Here is a 19,053-nt window from a genome sequence, read left to right on the forward strand (position 1 = left end):
TTATTTTTTAATATTCTCCCCTTTTTCCAAAAATCCTTTTTTATCCAGAGAATTCCTCAATATTGAATACCCTTACAACAACACAAAAAAAAGAAACTTTACGATTAAGTAAAGTTTCTCTACATTTTTATTACCTTATGACGACCATCGAAATCATAATCAAGCACCATTAGATCTCTTATTAATTCAGTCCCGTATTGATTGAAATAATAGAATATATTCCAAATTCGTTCTTGTGGAAAACCGTCCGGCCTTAATGAAAGATCAATTCTGCGAAATTTATTAATCATCACTTCATGCTTTTGTTTTACTGAATCTTCCAGCTTTTTTTCCATAAAGCTGATTTGCTTGAGTAAAAACTCTTCATTTTTCTTTAACAAAGGTATTAATGCCGGGTCAAGCTTTTCTGTTTTTGCTTCTATTCGATCGTATTGGAGCAATAGCTGCGTCTTTGTCTCCGAGAACAACTCCTCCACTTCTTGATCCTTAATTTTCTCTAGGAATTGTTCTTCTACTGCCTTCGTGCCGTTGCTTAAAACTGCCGCTAATTCTAATTGCAGCTCCAAAAGATCCGCTTCAACTCCACGATCTAATAAAGTGATATTTATTCTTGGCACAATCGGGGGCATTTTGATCCCAAAATGTTCAAATACCAACTTTAGTTCTGCCCAATAGGCGATTTCTCCCGGACCAGCAATAAAAGCGAGGGTTGGAAATAGCCATTCTTGCATTAATGGCCGCGTCACCACGTTATTACTAAGTTTTGCAGGATCATCCATCGCAATCCCCACCAACTCATCTTTAGTAAACGAAACCACTCCACTTTTCCCCACAAATTTATTATTTTCCAAATCAAATTCAAGAAGTATTCGTTCATTCAATCTTTTATTGTAATAAAATAGATTGGCCGCCCGTTCATGTGTGTCAATTGTTAGTGGGTATCCTGTTTTACTAATGATACTTTGCTGTTCAAGTAAATGGCTGGTTATCGCATCATGATAGGTAATTTGTTTTGTAAAGAATTCCTTTTGTAAAAGACGGAATTGATTATCTCCAGAATCAACAATTAGCAGTCCATGGTCTTTAAAAAGCTCCATAACCAAGTTTGCAAAAAAGTCGACAAACGTATTGGATTTCTTTAGTTGTTCTTGCGCAAATGAAAGCAACTGTTTTGTATGGTTCGTTTCACCAAAATTCTCAATGATTTGTTCAACCCAATTCAGGCAAATATCCTTATCCAAAACAATATCCGATACCATTTTCTTTTGAACCACTTTTTCAGGATACGTCCATTTGCTTATTTTTTGATTTGATGGGACATACACATGATTAACCTCATGGAAATCATGATCTTCACCAGCAATCCAGAAAACAGGAACTACCGGTATCCCCAGCTGCTTCTCCTTTTGTTCCGCTAATTTAATAATCGAAATTATTTTATGTATCGAATAAAGAGGTCCCGTTAGAATTCCTGCTTGTTGACCACCAATGACAACAACACTATTCGCCTGACTAAATTTAATTAGCGATGCTTTAACAGCTTCTGAGGATGGAAAACGCTCCATAAATTTCTCAATATATGCCGCAACTTCCTCACGAGGGAAATGTCGATTACTTAGCTCATCCAACCTTTTGACATCATCCGTTTTGTGGTTAAATCGATAATGAAAAAAAGGCTGGATATCATCAGATTGCTCTAGATAATTTGAGGCAAATCGATTCGTTGCTGGCAAAGAGAGATTTAAAATCTCCATTTAAGTACTTCCTTTCTACTCAACCATATTCACTCCATACGAGTATAGCATTAACCATTAAATTTCAAAAAATCTTTGCTTACGAAAAAGTAAAAGTAAGGGCACGGTGAAGTAAGCCATAGAGCGTTAAGGTAATATAGGCGAAAAAAAAGATAAGAAAGTTAAATCTCCAAAACCCCTTGAATACCTTATTGAACTCTATTTCCCCCTTGATTTTCCAATGGATAATAACGAAAACCATCGCAATAAGCAATAATAAGATTACGATCAACCAGAAAAATGATTCTCCCCAAATGGTCATGGTAAGAAAATGTACAGATAGTATAAATAGAATCGTTGATAAATCTAAAGCTACATGAAAAGATTTGAGCGAGTTTTTTGTAATCATTTTATACAATAAATAGATAATTATGAATCCCAGTAATGGTATCATAAAAAAAATCGTCATAACCGCGGAAATGAATGAACTCAACTATTATCCCCCCACTCTCTTTCTTTCCCTTTTAACATATTATAATAACTTTCTATCAGCGGAGCATCCTTTCCTTGTTTTTTCGCTTCCTCTATAACAAATCCTAAAATTGCATCAACCTCTGTTATTTGCTTTGTATCCAAATCTTTAAGCATGGAAGATCGATTTGTTGCTGTGTTTTTGCAAATAGTAATAATATTTTTTATATGTCGGTCAGGGTCATCCAGGTTAAGGACAAAGGATAATTCAGAAAAAAGCTTTTTTAATACAGTGAAATAATAAAAATTGTCAATGAGTTCACCATTTTCCACCTGTAGGATGGCTGTTAAGGGATTGATCACAGCATTTGCAATTAATTTATTTACAAGCATTTCAACATAATGATCTTTCAAGAAAATTGGGAATTCTGCTGGAGAGGCCTGAGAAAAAGCTTGTAGTTTTTCTTGATCCCCTTTATATACCGCTGCATATATTGCTCCTTCTCCATTGTGGCGAACAGTGGTTGCGTTTATTTTCAACGCTCCATGCTCAACAGATGCGAGAAAAATTTGATTTGCTTCCACATTTTCTAACAGCTTTAAATGACCCATTCCATTTTGTAAAAACAATAATTGTTTCGGCATAACAGGTTGATTATTTAATTTGGTTATGACAGAATCCAATTGATATTGTTTGACCGCAACAATGGTAAGGTCATCTTTTCCAGTCCACTCCGAGATTGGAACCGCCTGAACTTTAACATTTACTTCTGTTCCTCTTTTTTGGAGCGTTAGTCCTCGCTGATTTAACAAATTTGCTTGTTCAGTTGTTTTTGAATAAATGGTTATGTTAAAAGCATTGTTCAAGTATGCAGCAAATAATAACCCGATAGAACCCGCACCGATAATCCCAATATTCATGAAAACTCCCTCATTTTACTCTATTTTTTAATCATATTTTAGCAGAATACGCAGCTTCATAGTTAGATAATAAATAGAAAAATCCCGTTTCGAGAGCACTCGGCACGGGATTTATTATTTGCTAACCACCTAAACAGGATACACTGGATGCTTACGAACACTAAAGTTCATTTCTTTTGTTTCATAATAGGCAAAACGTTGAATAAGGACATTTCGCAGTTCCGAAGCAGCCACAATTTCATCCACAATTAACTCTGATGCTAATTTATAAATATCGATATGCTCTTTGTACTCCTGATGCTTTGCCTGCACATAGGCAATCCGTTCTTTCGGGTCTGTGATCTCATTAATTTTATTGGAATAAACTGCGTTTACTGCTGCTTCTGGCCCCATTACAGCAATTTGAGCTGTAGGTAAGGCAATACAGCAATCAGGTTCAAACGCGGGACCCGCCATTGCATAAAGACCGGCACCATAAGCTTTTCTTACGATAACAGAAATTTTCGGTACAGTAGCAGAGCTCATCGCAGCAATTAGCTTCGCACCGTGACGGATGATTCCTGCTCTTTCTACCTTTGTACCAATCATAAACCCTGGTACATCAGTAAGAAACAGCAATGGAATATGAAAGGCATCGCAAAGTTGGATAAATTTCGCCCCTTTATCTGCAGAATCAACAAACAGGACTCCACCCTTTACTTTCGGCTGGTTTGCTATGATACCAACCACTCTACCATTTAATCTAGCAAACCCAGTAATTAATTCTGGGGCAAATAATTTTTTTATTTCAAAAAAGCTATCTTTGTCAATTAAGCGTTCAATCGCTTCATACATATCGAATGGAGCATTTTGATTTTCTGGAATAATCGCTTCTAATTCGCGGCCATCCTTCGTCTCCACACCATTGACCATTTTCGGCTTTTCTTTGAAACTTGCCGGGAAGTAACTTATGTACTTCTTAGCGGACTCAATCGCCTCTTCCTCACTATATGCCAAGACATCTCCACAGCCGCTGACAGTGCAATGCATTCGGGCTCCGCCCATTTCTTCGAGGGTAACTTTTTCGCCAATAACTTTTTCTGCCATTCGCGGCGAGCCAAGATACATCGATGCATTTTGATCGACCATGATGACAATATCACAAAAAGCTGGAATGTAAGCACCACCTGCTGCAGAAGGACCAAATAATAGACAAACTTGTGGAATCATCCCAGAGAGCTTAACTTGATTATAAAAAATCCTCCCCGCTCCTCTTCGGTTTGGAAACATCTCTAATTGATCGGTAATACGTGCACCAGCGGAATCAACGAGATAAAATAATGGAACTCTCAGCTTTTCAGCAGTCTCTTGAATACGAATAATTTTTTCTACCGTTCTTGCCCCCCAGGAGCCTGCTTTTATCGTTGAATCATTTGCCATCACGCATACGGTTTGACCATTAATTTTTCCAATTCCAGTGACAACACCATCTGCTGGCAAATCCAAAGCTTCGGCATTGGCAAATTTCCCATCCTCTTCAAACTTGCCGTCATCAAATAACAAAGCAAGACGATCGCGAACGAAAAGCTTATTTTGCTGTTTTAATTTCTCGTGATATTTGGGATGACCACCAGCTTCAATGACTTTTCTTTTTTCCATTAATTGTTCATTTAATGTATTCGTTGTTGCCATGCTAATCCTCCTTCTAAACTCCTATTCTAGTACAAGCAATACGTCGCCTTCATTAACAAAGTCGCCAATCGCAACTCGAAGTTCCTTTACAACCCCAGATTCCTCGCTTTCGATCGGAATCTCCATTTTCATCGATTCGAGCATCATAACCTCTTGTCCTGAGTTGATACTATCACCATTCGCTACAAACACATTTAATACTGTTCCTGCCATGGATGCTGTTATTTCTTTCATATTATTTCCGCTCCTTATTTCACTAATTTTTTTGTTAAAAAGTTGGTTGTATAGTTGCCTTTTCGGAAGTCCTCTGCAGCGAGGATTGTTAAAAATAGTGGAGAATTTGTTTTTATACCTTCGATTTTAATATTGTTAATAAAATTCTCCGCTGCTGATATGGTTTCCTGACGGTTGTCACCATAAAAAATACATTTTGCAATCATCGGGTCATAATAAGGAGTTACCGTATTCCCTTCTTGGTAACCTGCATCAATTCGAACTCCTTTTGTTTCATTCCAAGACAATGTAGTTATCTTTCCTGGTGAAGGAAGGAAACGGACAGGATCCTCTGCATAGAGACGGAATTCAATCGCATGACCAAACGACTTTATTTCCGATTGCAAAAGTGGTAATTTTTCACCACGTGCCACAAGTATCTGCCACTTTACCAGGTCCAAGCTAGTAACCATTTCCGTAACGGGATGTTCGACCTGCAAACGGGTGTTCATTTCTAAAAAGTAAAAATTCTCTTTCTCATCGACAATAAATTCAATCGTACCAGCGTTGATGTAGCCAACAGATTCTGCTGCTTTGACAGCAGTATCATAGATCTTTTGACGAGTTTCGTTTGATAAAAATGGAGATGGAGATTCTTCAACAACCTTTTGATGTCTTCTCTGAATGGAACAATCCCTTTCAAATAGATGGACAAGATTTCCATGAGTATCTCCAAATATTTGAACCTCTATATGTCGTGCATCGGGAATATATTTTTCGATAAAGACTTCATCTGAACCAAAATATGATAAAGCCCTTGTTTTTGTCGAAGCAAAAGACTTAACGAGCGCTTGCTCATCTTCACACAGCACCATACCGATTCCGCCGCCACCGCTGCTCGCTTTTAACATGACCGGGTAGTTAATGGTTGTAGCTAAACTGCATGCTTCTTCTACTGTTTTTAATCCCTTACCACTACCTGGAACGATCGGAACGCCTGCCCGCTCCATCGTTTGCCTTGAAACGATTTTATCCCCCATTAATTCAATCGTCTCAGGTTTAGGTCCTATAAATACAATCCCCTCGTTACTTACTAGCTTGGCGAATGCAGCATTTTCAGAGAGAAAGCCATAGCCAGGGTGGATTGCATCAACCTTTTCATTTTTTGCAACTTCTAAAATTTTCTCTGTCATCAAATAGGATTTACTTACAGGAGCTTCTCCCACACAAACTGCTTTTGTCGCCGCTTTAACAAATGGCAGGTCTTTATCTGCCTCAGAATAAATAGCAATCGTTTCTATTCCCATTTGCCCGCATGTTTTTATAATCCGAAGGGCAATTTCACCTCTATTAGCAATTAAGATTTTTTGCACATTTTTACCCCTTTCCTACCCTTTTACGCTCCGGTATTATATTTCTACATGATTATCTAAATTTCCTGCAAATTTTGAAAACGCTTTCGAAAATTAAGTAAAGAATTTTTTGTTATTTTGTTATATAATGAAAGTAATTCATTTTGAATTATGCCAAAATTATTTCATCTCCATCTTATTCAGTTATTAAAGTAAATATACAATTAAAGTTGGTTATCACTTTTAGGAGGTTCAAATATGCGGTTGAAGGTAGAGAAGCTTAAAGTTAACTTTAAAACACTAGAGGAATTTAAAAAATTCAAAGAATATGGGATTCAAGAACTGTCAATGCTTGAGGATCTTGAAGCGAATATGGTTGATAATGATAGTGAATCTCCTTTCTACGGGATCTACTTCGGGGACAAATTAGTTGCTCGGATGAGTCTTTATCAAATTGACGCAAAATTCGACCGCTATTTTTACCCGCCACAAAAATATCTAGAATTATTTAAGCTAGAAGTACTTCCAGATTATCAGGGTAAAGGTTATGGAAAAACGCTTGTAGAATTTGCCAAAACATTCGGTCAGCCAATAAAAACGAATCCAAGAGTAAGATCTGCAGAGTTTTGGGAAAAGATGGGATTCATTGCCGTTGATTATGATATGGAACGCGACCGTGGTGAGAACCCAATTGTCTGGTATCCAGAAGGCGTAGAGGCACAGCATAATTAGAAAAGCGGAAGCGCCTTGCCCAGGGGCTTATGACCCCGAGCCCCTAGGGGCTCGAGCTAGACAGTAAACAAAGTACAAAGTATATTCTCTAATTAGAAAAGCGGACATTACGTCCGCTTTTTCTTATTTTTCTACTCTTTCCAAATTTCCGTTCTTATCCATTTGAAACTTTACTTTTTGCTGGCGGTCTTCTTCCTGTAAGACAACCATTTTACGTGCCCGCTCCATAATCTCAATTAAGGAACGATAATCCTCTTCAATAGCTTTTAAATTTTTTGTAAGTCTCTCGTTTTCCGCCGCAAGAGTAAAAGCTTTCTTTTCCAATTCTTTTATTTTCTCACTTGACTTATCCCTAGCTGCCTCATTTTTTGCGGATACCTCCGCTTTTTTATGAAGCCCCTCTAAAAACTGAATAACTGATTGAAAGGATACCGTATCACTAGGAACTGATGGTGATGCTGGAGATTCCACATGAGCAAGATCTTGGCTCAGTTCTTTCACATTATTTTGTTTTTTCATTTCTTTCCGTTGCTTTTTTGCTAGTTCAATCCCAGACTTATATTGCTTTCTTACAAATGAGTTCCAACGGAAACCACATGCCGCAGACGTACGCGATAGCTGTTTGCCAACCTCCTCAAACGCTTGCAGTTGTGTCCCGCCTTCGCGAATATGTCTTAACACAACTTCTGCAAGCAATAAATCTTCATCTTGTGACCATGCATCTTGGCGAGTTGGTGACATCAGAAAATCCCTCCTAGTGTTTTTATTCATACATATGCATCTACTAGAAAAGATAGACTGATTACAGTTTGTCTTTTATTCCTGATTATGTGTTTTTTTTTGAATAAATTTTTGGACATATTCATGATGGGCATCACTTTCCCATAGGACAGAGCATAAGCGAACCTCTTTTTCTATTCTTTCTCGAAGCTTGCTTTCCTCCCATTTTCGAATTAACATCTTTTTATAGGCTTCTAGGACGGAAACATCAATAGACAAAATGTTCTCTAAATATGCTTCACATGCAACGATTGCATCTTGATCATCATACAGTTCATTAATATAGCCAACAGTATGGAGGTATCCAGCAGTTAGGATTTCTGCTTCCATTAATAGTTTCATGGCAATTGGAGCTGGAAATTTCTCCATTAAAATGGATCCGCCACCCCAGCCAGTCGTTATCGCTTGTTTTCCTTGCACAAAACCTGCTTTTATACCCTGTCTTGCCAAGCGAAAATCGCAGGCAGTCGCTAGTTCACATCCCCCGCCAATAGCCGTTCCATTCATTAAAGCAATGGTTGGCTTAGGTAAAGTAAGCAGAGAATATAGAATTCCTGCCATTTTTGAAAGCATTGAATAGGCCTCTTCTTCTGTTTGTAATAAATGAAAAACGGATAAATCTCCACCTGAACAAAATGCAGAATGACCTTCACCAGTGAGTACTAGTGCTTTAACATCAGATTCTTTTGCCCGCGAAACAGCTTCTACTAAACCATCCATCACATCATAATTAATAGCATTTCTTTTTTCATTTCTTGTGATGGTGAATAATAAATAACCCTTTTCACGTTTCTCAATTGTGTATGACACTGTTTTCTCCTCCCTCCATAAAACTACTATTTATGTAAAAAGACAAAAGCACAAGGGTTTCATCACCCTTGTGCTTTTTACAATCATGGAAATTAGTCGTTAACAACGTCTTTTCCTTTGTATGTTCCGCAAGCTTTACATACGCGGTGAGCAAGTTTCATTTCACCACAGTTTGGGCAACTTACCATACCAGGTACGTTTAATTTAAAATGTGTACGACGTTTTCTTTTTGCAGTTTTAGATGTTCTTCTAAAAGGTACAGCCATTCTTCCCACCTCCTTATAAGAAAAGCGTAAGGCGCCTATTTACCGGCTGTGACATCGAGCCGATGGCGACTGGAGCTAGACAATTTTCAAAGTTGATTAAGTGTAATGAAGAACAGGAATTCTGAATCTTCATTTTGCTTCTTGTTTTGCCGATTATGAGTCGGAAGATGATTTGTTTTCATCAAAAAACTTCGCAAGCCCTGCTAGTCTTGGATCAATCTTTTGAGAACGATCTTCTTCACGAACAACTTCCCAATCCTTACCTGATTGAGGAGCAGCATCTTCAGAATTGACATCTTCACAGAAAACCTGCATCGGAACTTCAAGTAAAAGAATTTCTCTAATGACAGGCATTAAATCAATCACATCACCTTTTACTTGATAGACTTCCTCTTCAGTTTCATATTCAGAACCATTTAAGAGGAAAGTTTCAGTTGTTTCGACATTAATCGGGAGTTTTACATCCACTAAAGTTCGAGAACAAGGCAGGATTAAATGACCTTCAACTTTTATATGGAATGTCACTTTTGTTGAATCAATATCTCCCCGGCCTGTAATATGCATCGGTGAGACTTCGCGAATGGATGGATCCGTTTCCTTAATCTCATCTACTCGAATAATATCATCAATCTGAAAATCCTTGTTTCGATATTTTTGTAATTGGCTTAATGTCCATTTCATTTGAATCACCCCAAGGCAACAAAGGTAATTATAGCCTTCGATTAATTTTTTGTCAATGTTTTTTCTTTACACCCTAAAGGCGAGTTTTATTTCATTTTTGAACCGTATTATTGTTCCATTCCATAGTTTATCCATGAAAGTTCATTTACAATCCCTTCATCTCTAAACTAACGCTGAATTATCCTATTATTGGAATTTTTGCTATAATAACAGTACTTTAAGATAATAACATAGATCACTATGAAAATAGAAGGAGATTTTATATTTATGAAAGCTGTTGGTGTAATTGTAGAATATAACCCTTTTCATAATGGACATGCTTTCCATTTACAAGCTGCCAGAGATGCGACGGGTGCTGATATCGTCATCGCAGTCATGAGCGGGAATTTTCTCCAACGTGGCGAGCCTGCACTTGTTTCGAAATGGTATCGAACAAAGATGGCCCTTTTAAATGGAGTCGATATCGTAATTGAACTACCGTACCAGTTTGCAACACAAAAAGCAGAAACATTCGCTAACGGCGCTGTTTCAATCTTAGATGCAATCGGCTGTGATTCCCTTTGTTTTGGCAGCGAAAGCGGGGATCTTTCTTCTTTTCTAGAAACAATCGACTTTTTTGATAAGCAAAAAGAGCAATTAGATCTTCATATTAAAAATAATATAAAAACAGGAATCAGCTATCCTAAAGCATTATCCATATCCTTTCAGGCACTGTCTAGCACCGAAAAAAATGTGAATTTAGCAAAACCAAATAATATTCTAGGTTATCATTATATAAAAGCGCTTCAACAACAAAGTAGTTCTGTTAAACCTTTTACAGTAAAAAGAAAAAATGCGAATTACCATGACGAACACTTCGCTACGGAAACCATCGCAAGTGCAACTAGTATTCGGAAAGCCCTATTTTCCACTAGTCAGGATGCAGCAACGATTGAACAATATGTACCAGCACCAACCAGCCAATTGTTGAAGGAATATATAAACGAATATGGTACTTTTCACGAATGGGAAAATTATTGGCCATATTTACAATTTCGTCTGCTCCAATGTCAGCCCCAGGAATTGAAAGAAATATATGAGGTCGAAGAAGGACTTGAGCACAGATTAATAGCTGCAGCCCTAGAGGCTTCCAGTTTTCAGGATTTCATGAAAAAAATCAAAACAAAACGTTATACATGGACAAGACTTCAGAGATTATGTGTCCATGTCCTGACGAATACGAAAAAAATAGAAATGCAGCGGTTCTCAGAAAAAGCCTCCTATTTAAGATTGCTGGGAATGACCCGAGATGGGAAAGAATACTTAAATAAGCAGAAAACACATCTAAGTCTTCCTCTCATTGCTAAACTATCTGCCTTTAAAAGTAACGAGATTTTACTGGACATCAAAGCTGCACGAATTTATACATTAGGGACTAGCGGACCCTCTACAGCCAAACCCTTCAACCTAGAGTTTAAACAGCCGCCTCTTTATATTGAGTAAAAAAGATGATGCTCTGCACCATCTTTTTTACTTATTGGAAAGTTTTTGTAAATAATTTATTGCATCATCAATTAAATCTACCGGTACGATTTTCATTTTGGAATTGATTTCACGTGCCGTATTCACTGCAACTCGATAATTAGACTCACTGCTTCCCTTCTCATTTGGGGCAAAAAAGATTTCAGCTCCAGCTTTGTCAGCAGCAACCACTTTCTGATCAATTCCTCCGATTGGTCCCACATTTCCTTCTGGATCTATTGTACCAGTCCCGGCAATTTTATAGCCTCTGGTAAAGTCATCTTCCATTAACTGATCATAGATTTCTAACGAAAACATTAGTCCTGCAGAAGGGCCACCAATCTCGTCGGTATTGACTGTAACTTTTGGCTGAACAATAATTTCTTTATCATCCACAAGAGAAATTCCAATTCCAACCTTATTTGGGTCCTCTTTAAAGGGCTGAACATTGATTTTGATTGTTTTCGTCTCTTTGTTTCTTCTGATCGTTAAAATCAATTGATCCCCAGCTTTTTTCTTCCCAACATACTCGATGAAACTTTCAGAAGATGAAAATTCCTGAGAATCCACTTCGATGACGCGATCACCAGCAAGGAGTTTCCCCTCTGCAGGCATGCCCGGTAATACCTGAACCACATAGACTCCTTTATATTTATAATCAACTGGAAAACCAGCTTTTCGGTAGGCTACTTCAATCGCATTTAACTTTGAACCTGCCATTAAATGGAGCTGACGTGCATTATATTCCTCTTGTGTTTCTGATTCCCGTAAGATTGCATTCTCTGGATAGATTTCAACATAATCAAACAGTTTTGCTTCTATATAGGAATATATATTCGCTTTTCCCATTCTTACAGTTGTCAGCATATAACTGCCCTTTGCCTTTGTTCCATCTTCAACCTGGACAATAGGCTCCAATACTTTTGCCATTCCAGGCTTCGAGACATAAAAAGGCAATGGATAAAATACGGCTCCCATCATCATAATGGCTACAAGAATTAAGGAACCGATCAATATCTTTTTGCGCATGCATTGTTACCCCTTCCAGTTCTCTATCACATTTTTTATCAATCCAAGCTGTTTTTTGGTTTCTTCTTCTCCGATGGAGATAATCTCATCAATGTTGGTAAATGCACGAGAACTATAAAGTTCAACGGGTGGACGAATCATGACATCTGTAGCAATCTCTCGATTAATGATTATTTCCGTTTGCATAATATCAATGCTCTGCATGATGACGTCATAGATCGATGTAATTTCTGCATTCCGTTTTACACTGGAAACATCAACAGCAATTACAATATCTGCTCCCATTTCCTTTGCCACCGATACGGGAACGCGGTCGGAAACACCACCGTCTACTAAGATTCTCCCATTATACTTTTCAGGTACAAAAATTCCTGGGATTGAAATGCTAGCTCTAACCGCTTCCGCAATTGGTCCTTGTTTAAAGACCACTTTCTCACCCGTTAATAAATCTGTGGTGACAATCCCTAATGGGATGGATAATTCTTCAATGTTCTTTCCATGAGTGAAAACCCTGATGAATTCTTTCACCCGCTTCCCCGCAATAAACCCCATTTTAGGCACAGTGAAATCTAGAAAGTACTTACGTTTAAATGCAGTAGAAAGTTTATATAAACGATCCATTTCGATACCCGCCCCATAAAAGCTGGCAACAAGAGCACCCATACTGCTACCTGCAATAAGATGAATAGGGATCCCGGCATCTTTTAAGACCTTAATAACACCTAAATGGGCAAAACCACGTGCACCACCAGAACCAAGCGCTAATCCGATTTTAGGATGGTCCATCATGTTCCCTCCTTCTCATAGAGCATTAAGGGTAGAGAATTATTCATTCTGTAAGGCTGATGAAATCTGATGAAACTTATGGTCTAAATTAACTTTCAATGAGTATATTTGTGTTATATGGGGACAAGTTGGGACTTTTAACGAGCTAATGAATAATCCTTATTTTAACATTAATTTTTTATAGCGTATAACAAAACTATCGGAAAGGAGGCCTTTTCCTTGTTTCGTTCAAAACTAAAAACGATTTTCTTATCTATTTCAGTAATCATTTTAGCTGTTTCGCTAATCACTTATCCTCAGGAGGCTTTAGATGCCTCGATACGAGGTTTAAATATGTGGTGGGAGATAGTTTTTCCTTCCCTTTTACCTTTTTTTATCATAGCCGAAATGTTGATTGGTTTTGGTGTTGTGAAATTTATTGGGGTTTTATTAGAACCATTGATGAGACCGCTATTTAAAGTTCCAGGTGTTGGAGGGTTTGTTTGGGCAATGGGAATGGCCTCAGGTTATCCTGCTGGAGCTAAGTTTACGGCAAGACTTCGGCAGGAAGGTCAGTTAACACAGATTGAAGCGGAAAGACTAGTATCCTTTTCTAACTCCTCTAATCCATTATTTATCTTTGGTGCTGTTTCAGTCGGCTTTTTTTATAATCCACATTTAGGTGTTATTTTAGCTTTAGCTCATTATTTAGGGAATATTTGTGTTGGGATTATTATGCGATTTTACGGTAATGAAACACCAGATAAGGAAAAGAATAGACGGAAGGGTTCTAAAATTAGAACAGCCCTGTCAACTTTACACCGAACAAGATTAAATGACCAAAGGCCAATTGGTAAGCTCCTAGGGGATGCGGTCAATTCTTCCATTCAAACTTTGCTAATGATCGGGGGTTTTATCATTATTTTTTCGGTGATAAATAAGCTTCTATTTCATTTACATATTACGGCTGCCATTGCAAAAGTTTTTGATCTCCTATTTGCCTCACTTTCATTACCAACCATGCTAAGCATTCCATTTATCTCTGGTTTATTTGAAATTACTCTTGGAAGTCAATTAACCAGCCAAGTTCAAGATGCAACACTATTACAGCAAGCTATCATTACAAGCTTTATCTTAGCTTTTAGCGGCTTTAGTATTCAAGCACAAGTAGCAAGCATTCTCGCTCAAACAGATATTCGCTTTAAGCCGTTCTTTATTGCGAGAATCATTCATGGAATTCTTGCCAGTTTGTTTACTTTATTCTTGTGGAAGCCGGTTTATCTACGCTTTTTCCAAACTGAGCAACCTTCTAATGCAATTCCTGTTGGTTTTTTTGAAGAGGGGGCATGGCTTCATAGCTATTACCATAAACTAATTGAATATGGCCCTATTATCACCATCTTTTCATTAGCTATTTACGTTTTCCTGCTTTATTTAAGATTACGAAAAAATTAAAAAGCCTTTGGAATTACTTCAAAGGCTTTTCGGCTTGTGATGATTATCGATTAAATTTTTCATGCAATGCTTTTGCAACAATTGGTGGTACAAGCTCAGAGATATTGCCATTGTACTTCGCGACTTCTTTAACAATACTGGAGCTTAAGAATGAATATTGATTGTTCGTCATGATAAAAAAGGTTTCAATTTCTTCATTTAACACCCTGTTCATTGAAGTAATTTGCATTTCATATTCAAAGTCTGAAACTGCACGCAGGCCACGGATTATGGCATTGGCATTGACTGCCTTGGCATATTCCACAAGGAGACCAGAATGTTCGTCAACCTTTACATTCGGTAGGTCCTTCGTTACTTCTTTAATTAAGTTAATTCGTTCTTCTACACTGAATAGCGGATTTTTCGAAGAGTTGTTCATAACACTTACATAGACCATGTCAAAAACTTTAGCGCCTCTTCGAATGATATCTAGATGACCAAATGTGATTGGATCAAAACTTCCTGGACAAACCGCAATGCTCGCCAAATAGAACTCCTCCTATAATGTTAAATTTAAGAATAGATGGTAATGGCAATAATCCCATATTTTTCGTGCTTATATTGAGAATATCCTCCCACTTCTTTTGGTAATTCTACGTCATGACTGTGTTCACAAACAATGATCCCACCACTATTTAACAGATGATGTTCAGCGATCTTTTCCATTAACTGTATTAATTGCTGTTTCTTATATGGCGGGTCTAAAAATATGTAGTCAAAGCTAATCTCTCTTTTTATTAGGGCTTTTAGCGCCCGCTCTGAATCATTTCGATAAACTTCTGCAAAATCCTCCATTTTACAAGCATGAATATTCTCATGGATTACTTGAATTGCTTTCGGATCCCGGTCAATAAAAATAACCTTTTCTAATCCCCTGCTTAGTCCTTCTAACCCTAATCCGCCGCTCCCAGCGAAAAGGTCCAATCCGATTCCACCATCAAAATAGGGACCGATCATATTAAACAAAGCTTCTTTTACTTTATCCGTTGTTGGCCTTGTTGAAGTTCCTGGAACTGCTTTTAACGGTCTGCCTTTACAAACACCTGAAACTACTCTCAAAATATCATCACCACAATTTTTTCAAAAATCATATTTCTACATAATCCTATCATAATTGACATAACTAGCCAACTAACCATAATGAACAAATAGACTATGTTGAAAAATTATCTAAAACACGTATAACCTTTCAGCATGTGGAGATAATGTAATTAACAACATCAATTCGAGGATGTTGTTGCCAACCGCGGAGAAGACTTACGTTTCCCCATAAGTTCTTCCTCCGGTTTCTCCTCTCCCTTTGCCTTCTATCCTGAATAAGGATGTAGAAGGACCCTGCAGTGTTTTTCTGCAGGGTTTTTTCTTTTGTGCAAATATGATATCTTATGAATGAATTTGTTTTAATAAAGGGGAGTTTTATTTGATACAGCGTTTTATTGAATTAGGAGAGGGTTATTCAGACTTATATGAGTTGCTAGAACTTGCAAAAGCAAATAAACATCGACTCATGCATATGATGGCTTTTCATACATTCGTAAAGGACAAACAAGTTTCATCACTAGTCGTTGTTTTAGCGCCTACCAATCCTGGCAAATTCCAGCCACTATATATTTGTCGAGAAGGTATTCCAAATCCAAAGTTCATCCCAAATAAAAGATTTGACCTTTTTAATCAGACCGCTCAGGAACTTGAAAAACAGGTGATTGAGCTTTCAGTAAAACCATCAACTATTTTCCATGAAAAAGAGTTATATTATCAGCATTTGATTGCGATTTTAAGATTAAACCACTATATCAAACCATTAGAGTAACAAAAAAAGGTGAGGACCTTTTCCTCACCTTTTTTTCTAGCTTCAGCTCCTAGGCTTCCGCTTTTCTATTTTAAATACCCATTTTATAATCGTATTCCTTTGCTTTATCTGGCTGAGAATTCTCAAATTCCATTTTTAAAAATGGTTTATAAGATGGTTCGACTTTTTTAACAAATGAAAAGGAATTTATTTTTTCCATAATTCCTTCAAGGTCCTCTTGATTACAATATAGGACGACATATTTTAATTTTTTTGAGACGAAATGAACATTGCCAAAACGTCTTAACATTTTAGCCTGTTTTAATGAGTATAGCCAAACCACAAGCCCCTGTCTTTGAACAAACATACATTTTTCCCCTTCAACAAACCATCATTTTACATTAGTCTAGCATAGTTAAACGGTTTATTTCAATTGTACATGATTAATTAATAAAAAAAATCAGCTGAAAAATAGCTGATTTTTAAGCTGAGCAGCCACAGCTTCCACCGCTGCCACAGCCTCCACCGTGTGAACCTGTATGAAAAAATGGATTTCCTGTAGGAACTTTAATATGTTGGGAAACAGCTCCACCTACTAATATGCTGATTTCATCTAAAAGATTTTGTAAATCGTTTTCCGCTAATTTGAATTCAGCAACAAGTGGATCAAGATCCATTTCTCGTTTGTATTCACGGATTTGGCTCATTACCCTTTTATAATCAGGGTGGTACTTACCGAAACGCTGGACCTCATCATATTCGTCTTTTAATTTTGCAAAACGACGGATTCTCCCTTGTGTTTCTCTGTTATTTTGCATTTTATATAAACAAATATGATATTGTTCAACAATATCATATTCTAATACCATTTTTGCTAATTGCTCAGCATGATCAAGTAATTCTATTCTTTCTGACGTAGCAAGCATCCTGCGCCCACCTCCATTCACCATTTTACCATGAATGTATAGCGATAGTGAAGTAAACAATCACTTAGGGATATTTACCAAGAATTCCTTAGTAATTCCATAAGGCTCATCCTTCAAATTTACAACCTCAAGCTTAATTTTATGCTCTCCAGGAGGAAGGTTTTTCAAAATAAACGCAGCAGATGTAACCTCATCTGTTTTCTTTCCATCAACCGATACCACTAGCTTTCCTACTTCTTGTCCAGCATTGTCCTGTTCACGAAAGCTAATTCCCGTTAAGATACATTCCACAAAGACATGACTACCCTTAATTTTATGCTGCACAAACAGGGATCGGGTCGAATTTTGTTTGATCGTTTCTTGATTAACAGGAATGGCAGTTGTTTTTATTTGCTCTGCTTTTACTACGGATTCTGGCTTTGGAATATCGTGATGACATCCAGAAAGAATGGGTATCATCATCACTAATGATAGCAAGGAAATTTCTTTCAACTTATTCAAACCAATCACTCCTTTGTGTGTATTGTTCGCCTCCTTTGTATTTTTTACTCAAAAAACAAGAAAAGGACCACTCCGTAAAGTGGTCAAAGATTAATTTTGCTCTTTCATTGACTGAAGCATATAAAACATCATAGAAGCCATTTGCACATTATTAGAAAACTTCTCCACCTGATGCGGTATCGTCTTTTTATAATAATGGAGTGATTCAATCTGCAGTGACTGCAAATCATATGGATTTCTTGAAAGCTTTCGGTACCATAGCGGTTGTTCGCGAATAAATTTTTTTAGCTCCTTTTGATTATTCAAATATTCTAAAACATCTCTTCTCATGAGCATTAATCCCTTCTGTTAATCTTTCCGAAATAAAAAAGGATGCTTATGTTCCGGTTGTGCTTTTACAAGCTTCCCTTGATGACTTCCTTTAAATTGGGAAATCACCCCTTGAATGGCCCCAAGAGCTTGACTTAAATTATTTAGATAATACTGAATCTGCTCTGGATCCATTTTCTGTACGGATCCAAGTATTTGCGACGCCCAGTCACCTTTTTTATCTTTATTGGAATCTGATTTAGAATCATTTTCCTTATTTGATTCTTGTTTTGAACTTTTTTCCTTCCCGATTGCTTCCCAGCGGGTGTCCTCATCCCCCAAAAGATACCAGTCTTCATATAATTCCTGCCACGTTGATTTACCACTTCGAACTTCTCGTATTAAATTTGGGTTGTTACGTACAAATTCTTTGAACTCAATCACGGAAGGATGTAATTTTTTTTGCATTTTACTTCACTCCTGCCCAAATCAACCGCCTATTAATACGATATGTAGCATCTTGAGATTTGTGAAAACTCTCCTGAACTTATGAAAATAGTTATTTTATGTGATAAGATGTCCTCAGACATATATTTAGAGAGGAAGTTAAGAATGAAGGACTATTTACACCAACTTTTAGACCAATGCCTCGAACAAGGAACAGAAAAGGATATTAGCGCCCTTGTCCACGCTTTAGAAGGGATTCAGAAAAAAGTAAAAAAACCAAAATTGCAATATATTGATGGTTTATTACATATGGAAAGAAAAATGGATAAAGAGAAGAAAACATGTGAAATAACGATACCCTTAAATCCATTATTAGATAATTCCTTAAACATTGTCCATGGAGGGATAACGGCAACGGTTCTTGATTCAGTAATGGGGACAGTCGCAAATATGATTCTCCCGGAAGGTCATGGTGCTGTAACGAATCAGCTTAATATCCATTATATTGCACCAGGAATTGGGGAGCATATGCGCTGTACAGCGGAACTCATTCATCAAGGTTCAAAAACAGTCGTCGTCACAGGTGAAGCTTATCGCAGCGACGGAAAAAAAATCGCCCATGCAACTGGTACTTTTTTTATCATTCAAAAATAGTTAGGGGAA

At 37.3% G+C, this 19,053-nt stretch carries 24 protein-coding genes; 5 read left to right on the plus strand and 19 right to left on the minus strand.

Going from position 1 to position 19,053, the window contains the following annotated elements; genetic code table 11:
* Window positions 1–119: 119 nt before the first annotated feature.
* The 6 genes from bshC to ACWM35_RS02310 form a co-directional block, all read right to left on the minus strand.
* The gene (gene bshC, locus ACWM35_RS02285; protein WP_454815074.1) at window positions 120–1,754 is read right to left on the minus strand and encodes a bacillithiol biosynthesis cysteine-adding enzyme BshC; all 1,635 of its coding nucleotides are present in this window, start codon (window positions 1,752–1,754) and stop codon (window positions 120–122) included.
* Window positions 1,755–1,833: 79 nt separating this feature from the next.
* Window positions 1,834–2,226: a DUF3397 domain-containing protein gene (locus ACWM35_RS02290; RefSeq protein ID WP_454815076.1), complete on the minus strand. Its 393-nt coding sequence runs from the start codon at window positions 2,224–2,226 to the stop codon at window positions 1,834–1,836.
* Window positions 2,223–3,125, minus strand: a complete 903-nt coding sequence (locus tag ACWM35_RS02295) for a 2-dehydropantoate 2-reductase (protein WP_454815078.1) — start codon at window positions 3,123–3,125, stop codon at window positions 2,223–2,225. The genes ACWM35_RS02290 and ACWM35_RS02295 overlap by 4 nt, the downstream gene beginning before the upstream one ends.
* A gap of 129 nt (window positions 3,126–3,254) precedes the next feature.
* Window positions 3,255–4,796 carry an acyl-CoA carboxylase subunit beta gene (locus ACWM35_RS02300; protein WP_454815080.1) on the minus strand — a complete coding sequence of 514 codons (1,542 nt, stop codon included), beginning with the start codon at window positions 4,794–4,796 and terminating at the stop codon, window positions 3,255–3,257.
* 21 nt (window positions 4,797–4,817) lie between these two features.
* Window positions 4,818–5,030 (minus strand): acetyl-CoA carboxylase biotin carboxyl carrier protein subunit, encoded by a 213-nt coding sequence (locus ACWM35_RS02305; RefSeq protein WP_454815082.1) that lies wholly within the window; start codon window positions 5,028–5,030, stop codon window positions 4,818–4,820.
* A 14-nt stretch (window positions 5,031–5,044) separates the two neighbouring features.
* Window positions 5,045–6,382: an acetyl-CoA carboxylase biotin carboxylase subunit gene (locus ACWM35_RS02310; RefSeq protein ID WP_454815084.1), complete on the minus strand. Its 1,338-nt coding sequence runs from the start codon at window positions 6,380–6,382 to the stop codon at window positions 5,045–5,047.
* 237 nt (window positions 6,383–6,619) lie between these two features.
* Between ACWM35_RS02310 and ACWM35_RS02315 the strand changes: the two genes are divergently transcribed.
* Window positions 6,620–7,093, plus strand: a complete 474-nt coding sequence (locus tag ACWM35_RS02315; RefSeq protein ID WP_454815086.1) for an N-acetyltransferase — start codon at window positions 6,620–6,622, stop codon at window positions 7,091–7,093.
* Window positions 7,094–7,216: 123 nt separating this feature from the next.
* Here the strand turns inward: ACWM35_RS02315 and ACWM35_RS02320 are convergent, their stop codons facing one another.
* The 4 genes from ACWM35_RS02320 to ACWM35_RS02335 form a co-directional block, all read right to left on the minus strand.
* Window positions 7,217–7,834, minus strand: coding sequence for an RsfA family transcriptional regulator (locus tag ACWM35_RS02320; protein WP_454815088.1), 618 nt, complete (start codon window positions 7,832–7,834; stop codon window positions 7,217–7,219).
* A gap of 75 nt (window positions 7,835–7,909) precedes the next feature.
* Entirely contained in the window at window positions 7,910–8,683 is a 774-nt protein-coding gene (locus ACWM35_RS02325) for an enoyl-CoA hydratase/isomerase family protein (RefSeq protein WP_454815090.1), read from the minus strand.
* Window positions 8,684–8,775: 92 nt separating this feature from the next.
* A complete protein-coding gene (gene rpmF / locus ACWM35_RS02330) occupies window positions 8,776–8,949 on the minus strand; it encodes a 50S ribosomal protein L32 (protein WP_024029176.1) in 174 nt (57 codons plus the stop codon).
* Between the two features lie 153 nt (window positions 8,950–9,102).
* Window positions 9,103–9,630 (minus strand): YceD family protein, encoded by a 528-nt coding sequence (locus ACWM35_RS02335; protein ID WP_454815092.1) that lies wholly within the window; start codon window positions 9,628–9,630, stop codon window positions 9,103–9,105.
* A gap of 267 nt (window positions 9,631–9,897) precedes the next feature.
* On the opposite strand from ACWM35_RS02335, the gene ACWM35_RS02340 reads away from it, so the two are divergent.
* Complete coding sequence (locus ACWM35_RS02340) at window positions 9,898–11,112, plus strand: nucleotidyltransferase (RefSeq protein ID WP_454815094.1); 1,215 nt, start codon at window positions 9,898–9,900, stop codon at window positions 11,110–11,112.
* 27 nt (window positions 11,113–11,139) lie between these two features.
* On the opposite strand, the gene ACWM35_RS02345 is transcribed toward ACWM35_RS02340, so the two are convergent.
* Window positions 11,140–12,159: a SepM family pheromone-processing serine protease gene (locus ACWM35_RS02345; protein WP_454815096.1), complete on the minus strand. Its 1,020-nt coding sequence runs from the start codon at window positions 12,157–12,159 to the stop codon at window positions 11,140–11,142.
* A 6-nt stretch (window positions 12,160–12,165) separates the two neighbouring features.
* Entirely contained in the window at window positions 12,166–12,945 is a 780-nt protein-coding gene (locus ACWM35_RS02350) for a patatin-like phospholipase family protein (RefSeq protein WP_454815097.1), read from the minus strand.
* Between the two features lie 219 nt (window positions 12,946–13,164).
* Between ACWM35_RS02350 and ylbJ the strand changes: the two genes are divergently transcribed.
* Complete coding sequence (gene ylbJ, locus ACWM35_RS02355; protein ID WP_454815099.1) at window positions 13,165–14,379, plus strand: sporulation integral membrane protein YlbJ; 1,215 nt, start codon at window positions 13,165–13,167, stop codon at window positions 14,377–14,379.
* A 43-nt stretch (window positions 14,380–14,422) separates the two neighbouring features.
* Here ylbJ and coaD read toward each other — a convergent pair whose 3' ends face one another.
* Together coaD and rsmD are read right to left on the minus strand one after the other, a co-directional pair.
* Window positions 14,423–14,905 carry a pantetheine-phosphate adenylyltransferase gene (coaD, locus tag ACWM35_RS02360; RefSeq protein ID WP_454815101.1) on the minus strand — a complete coding sequence of 161 codons (483 nt, stop codon included), beginning with the start codon at window positions 14,903–14,905 and terminating at the stop codon, window positions 14,423–14,425.
* A 26-nt stretch (window positions 14,906–14,931) separates the two neighbouring features.
* The gene (gene rsmD / locus ACWM35_RS02365; protein ID WP_454815103.1) at window positions 14,932–15,477 is read right to left on the minus strand and encodes a 16S rRNA (guanine(966)-N(2))-methyltransferase RsmD; all 546 of its coding nucleotides are present in this window, start codon (window positions 15,475–15,477) and stop codon (window positions 14,932–14,934) included.
* Between the two features lie 361 nt (window positions 15,478–15,838).
* Between rsmD and ACWM35_RS02370 the strand changes: the two genes are divergently transcribed.
* Window positions 15,839–16,228, plus strand: coding sequence for a DUF7147 family protein (locus ACWM35_RS02370; protein WP_454815105.1), 390 nt, complete (start codon window positions 15,839–15,841; stop codon window positions 16,226–16,228).
* Window positions 16,229–16,298: 70 nt separating this feature from the next.
* Here the strand turns inward: ACWM35_RS02370 and ACWM35_RS02375 are convergent, their stop codons facing one another.
* The 5 genes from ACWM35_RS02375 to ACWM35_RS02395 form a co-directional block, all read right to left on the minus strand.
* Window positions 16,299–16,574 (minus strand): YlbG family protein, encoded by a 276-nt coding sequence (locus ACWM35_RS02375; protein ID WP_454815106.1) that lies wholly within the window; start codon window positions 16,572–16,574, stop codon window positions 16,299–16,301.
* 115 nt (window positions 16,575–16,689) lie between these two features.
* Window positions 16,690–17,133 (minus strand): YlbF family regulator, encoded by a 444-nt coding sequence (locus ACWM35_RS02380; RefSeq protein WP_454815108.1) that lies wholly within the window; start codon window positions 17,131–17,133, stop codon window positions 16,690–16,692.
* A gap of 60 nt (window positions 17,134–17,193) precedes the next feature.
* On the minus strand, window positions 17,194–17,634 hold the full coding sequence (locus tag ACWM35_RS02385) for a hypothetical protein (RefSeq protein ID WP_454815110.1): 441 nt from the start codon (window positions 17,632–17,634) through the stop codon (window positions 17,194–17,196).
* A gap of 90 nt (window positions 17,635–17,724) precedes the next feature.
* Window positions 17,725–17,964, minus strand: coding sequence for a YlbE-like family protein (locus tag ACWM35_RS02390; RefSeq protein WP_454815112.1), 240 nt, complete (start codon window positions 17,962–17,964; stop codon window positions 17,725–17,727).
* 18 nt (window positions 17,965–17,982) lie between these two features.
* Window positions 17,983–18,411, minus strand: a complete 429-nt coding sequence (locus tag ACWM35_RS02395; RefSeq protein WP_454815114.1) for a YlbD family protein — start codon at window positions 18,409–18,411, stop codon at window positions 17,983–17,985.
* Between the two features lie 144 nt (window positions 18,412–18,555).
* On the opposite strand from ACWM35_RS02395, the gene ACWM35_RS02400 reads away from it, so the two are divergent.
* Window positions 18,556–19,044 (plus strand): PaaI family thioesterase, encoded by a 489-nt coding sequence (locus ACWM35_RS02400; RefSeq protein ID WP_454815115.1) that lies wholly within the window; start codon window positions 18,556–18,558, stop codon window positions 19,042–19,044.
* Window positions 19,045–19,053: the final 9 nt, after the last annotated feature.

The sequence above is a fragment of the Neobacillus sp. K501 genome (assembly GCF_053749995.1).

Coding starts and splice junctions, on each gene's coding strand:
- bshC (WP_454815074.1), bottom strand. CDS start 1,754: ATGGAGATTTTAAATCTCTCTTTGCCAGCAACGAATCGATTTGCCTCA.
- ACWM35_RS02295 (WP_454815078.1), bottom strand. CDS start 3,125: ATGAATATTGGGATTATCGGTGCGGGTTCTATCGGGTTATTATTTGCT.
- ACWM35_RS02300 (WP_454815080.1), bottom strand. CDS start 4,796: ATGGCAACAACGAATACATTAAATGAACAATTAATGGAAAAAAGAAAA.
- ACWM35_RS02305 (WP_454815082.1), bottom strand. CDS start 5,030: ATGAAAGAAATAACAGCATCCATGGCAGGAACAGTATTAAATGTGTTT.
- ACWM35_RS02315 (WP_454815086.1), top strand. CDS start 6,620: ATGCGGTTGAAGGTAGAGAAGCTTAAAGTTAACTTTAAAACACTAGAG.
- ACWM35_RS02320 (WP_454815088.1), bottom strand. CDS start 7,834: ATGTCACCAACTCGCCAAGATGCATGGTCACAAGATGAAGATTTATTG.
- rpmF (WP_024029176.1), bottom strand. CDS start 8,949: ATGGCTGTACCTTTTAGAAGAACATCTAAAACTGCAAAAAGAAAACGT.
- ACWM35_RS02335 (WP_454815092.1), bottom strand. CDS start 9,630: ATGAAATGGACATTAAGCCAATTACAAAAATATCGAAACAAGGATTTT.
- ACWM35_RS02340 (WP_454815094.1), top strand. CDS start 9,898: ATGAAAGCTGTTGGTGTAATTGTAGAATATAACCCTTTTCATAATGGA.
- ACWM35_RS02345 (WP_454815096.1), bottom strand. CDS start 12,159: ATGCGCAAAAAGATATTGATCGGTTCCTTAATTCTTGTAGCCATTATG.
- ACWM35_RS02350 (WP_454815097.1), bottom strand. CDS start 12,945: ATGGACCATCCTAAAATCGGATTAGCGCTTGGTTCTGGTGGTGCACGT.
- ACWM35_RS02375 (WP_454815106.1), bottom strand. CDS start 16,574: ATGTTTGTTCAAAGACAGGGGCTTGTGGTTTGGCTATACTCATTAAAA.
- ACWM35_RS02380 (WP_454815108.1), bottom strand. CDS start 17,133: ATGCTTGCTACGTCAGAAAGAATAGAATTACTTGATCATGCTGAGCAA.
- ACWM35_RS02390 (WP_454815112.1), bottom strand. CDS start 17,964: ATGAGAAGAGATGTTTTAGAATATTTGAATAATCAAAAGGAGCTAAAA.
- ACWM35_RS02395 (WP_454815114.1), bottom strand. CDS start 18,411: ATGCAAAAAAAATTACATCCTTCCGTGATTGAGTTCAAAGAATTTGTA.
- ACWM35_RS02400 (WP_454815115.1), top strand. CDS start 18,556: ATGAAGGACTATTTACACCAACTTTTAGACCAATGCCTCGAACAAGGA.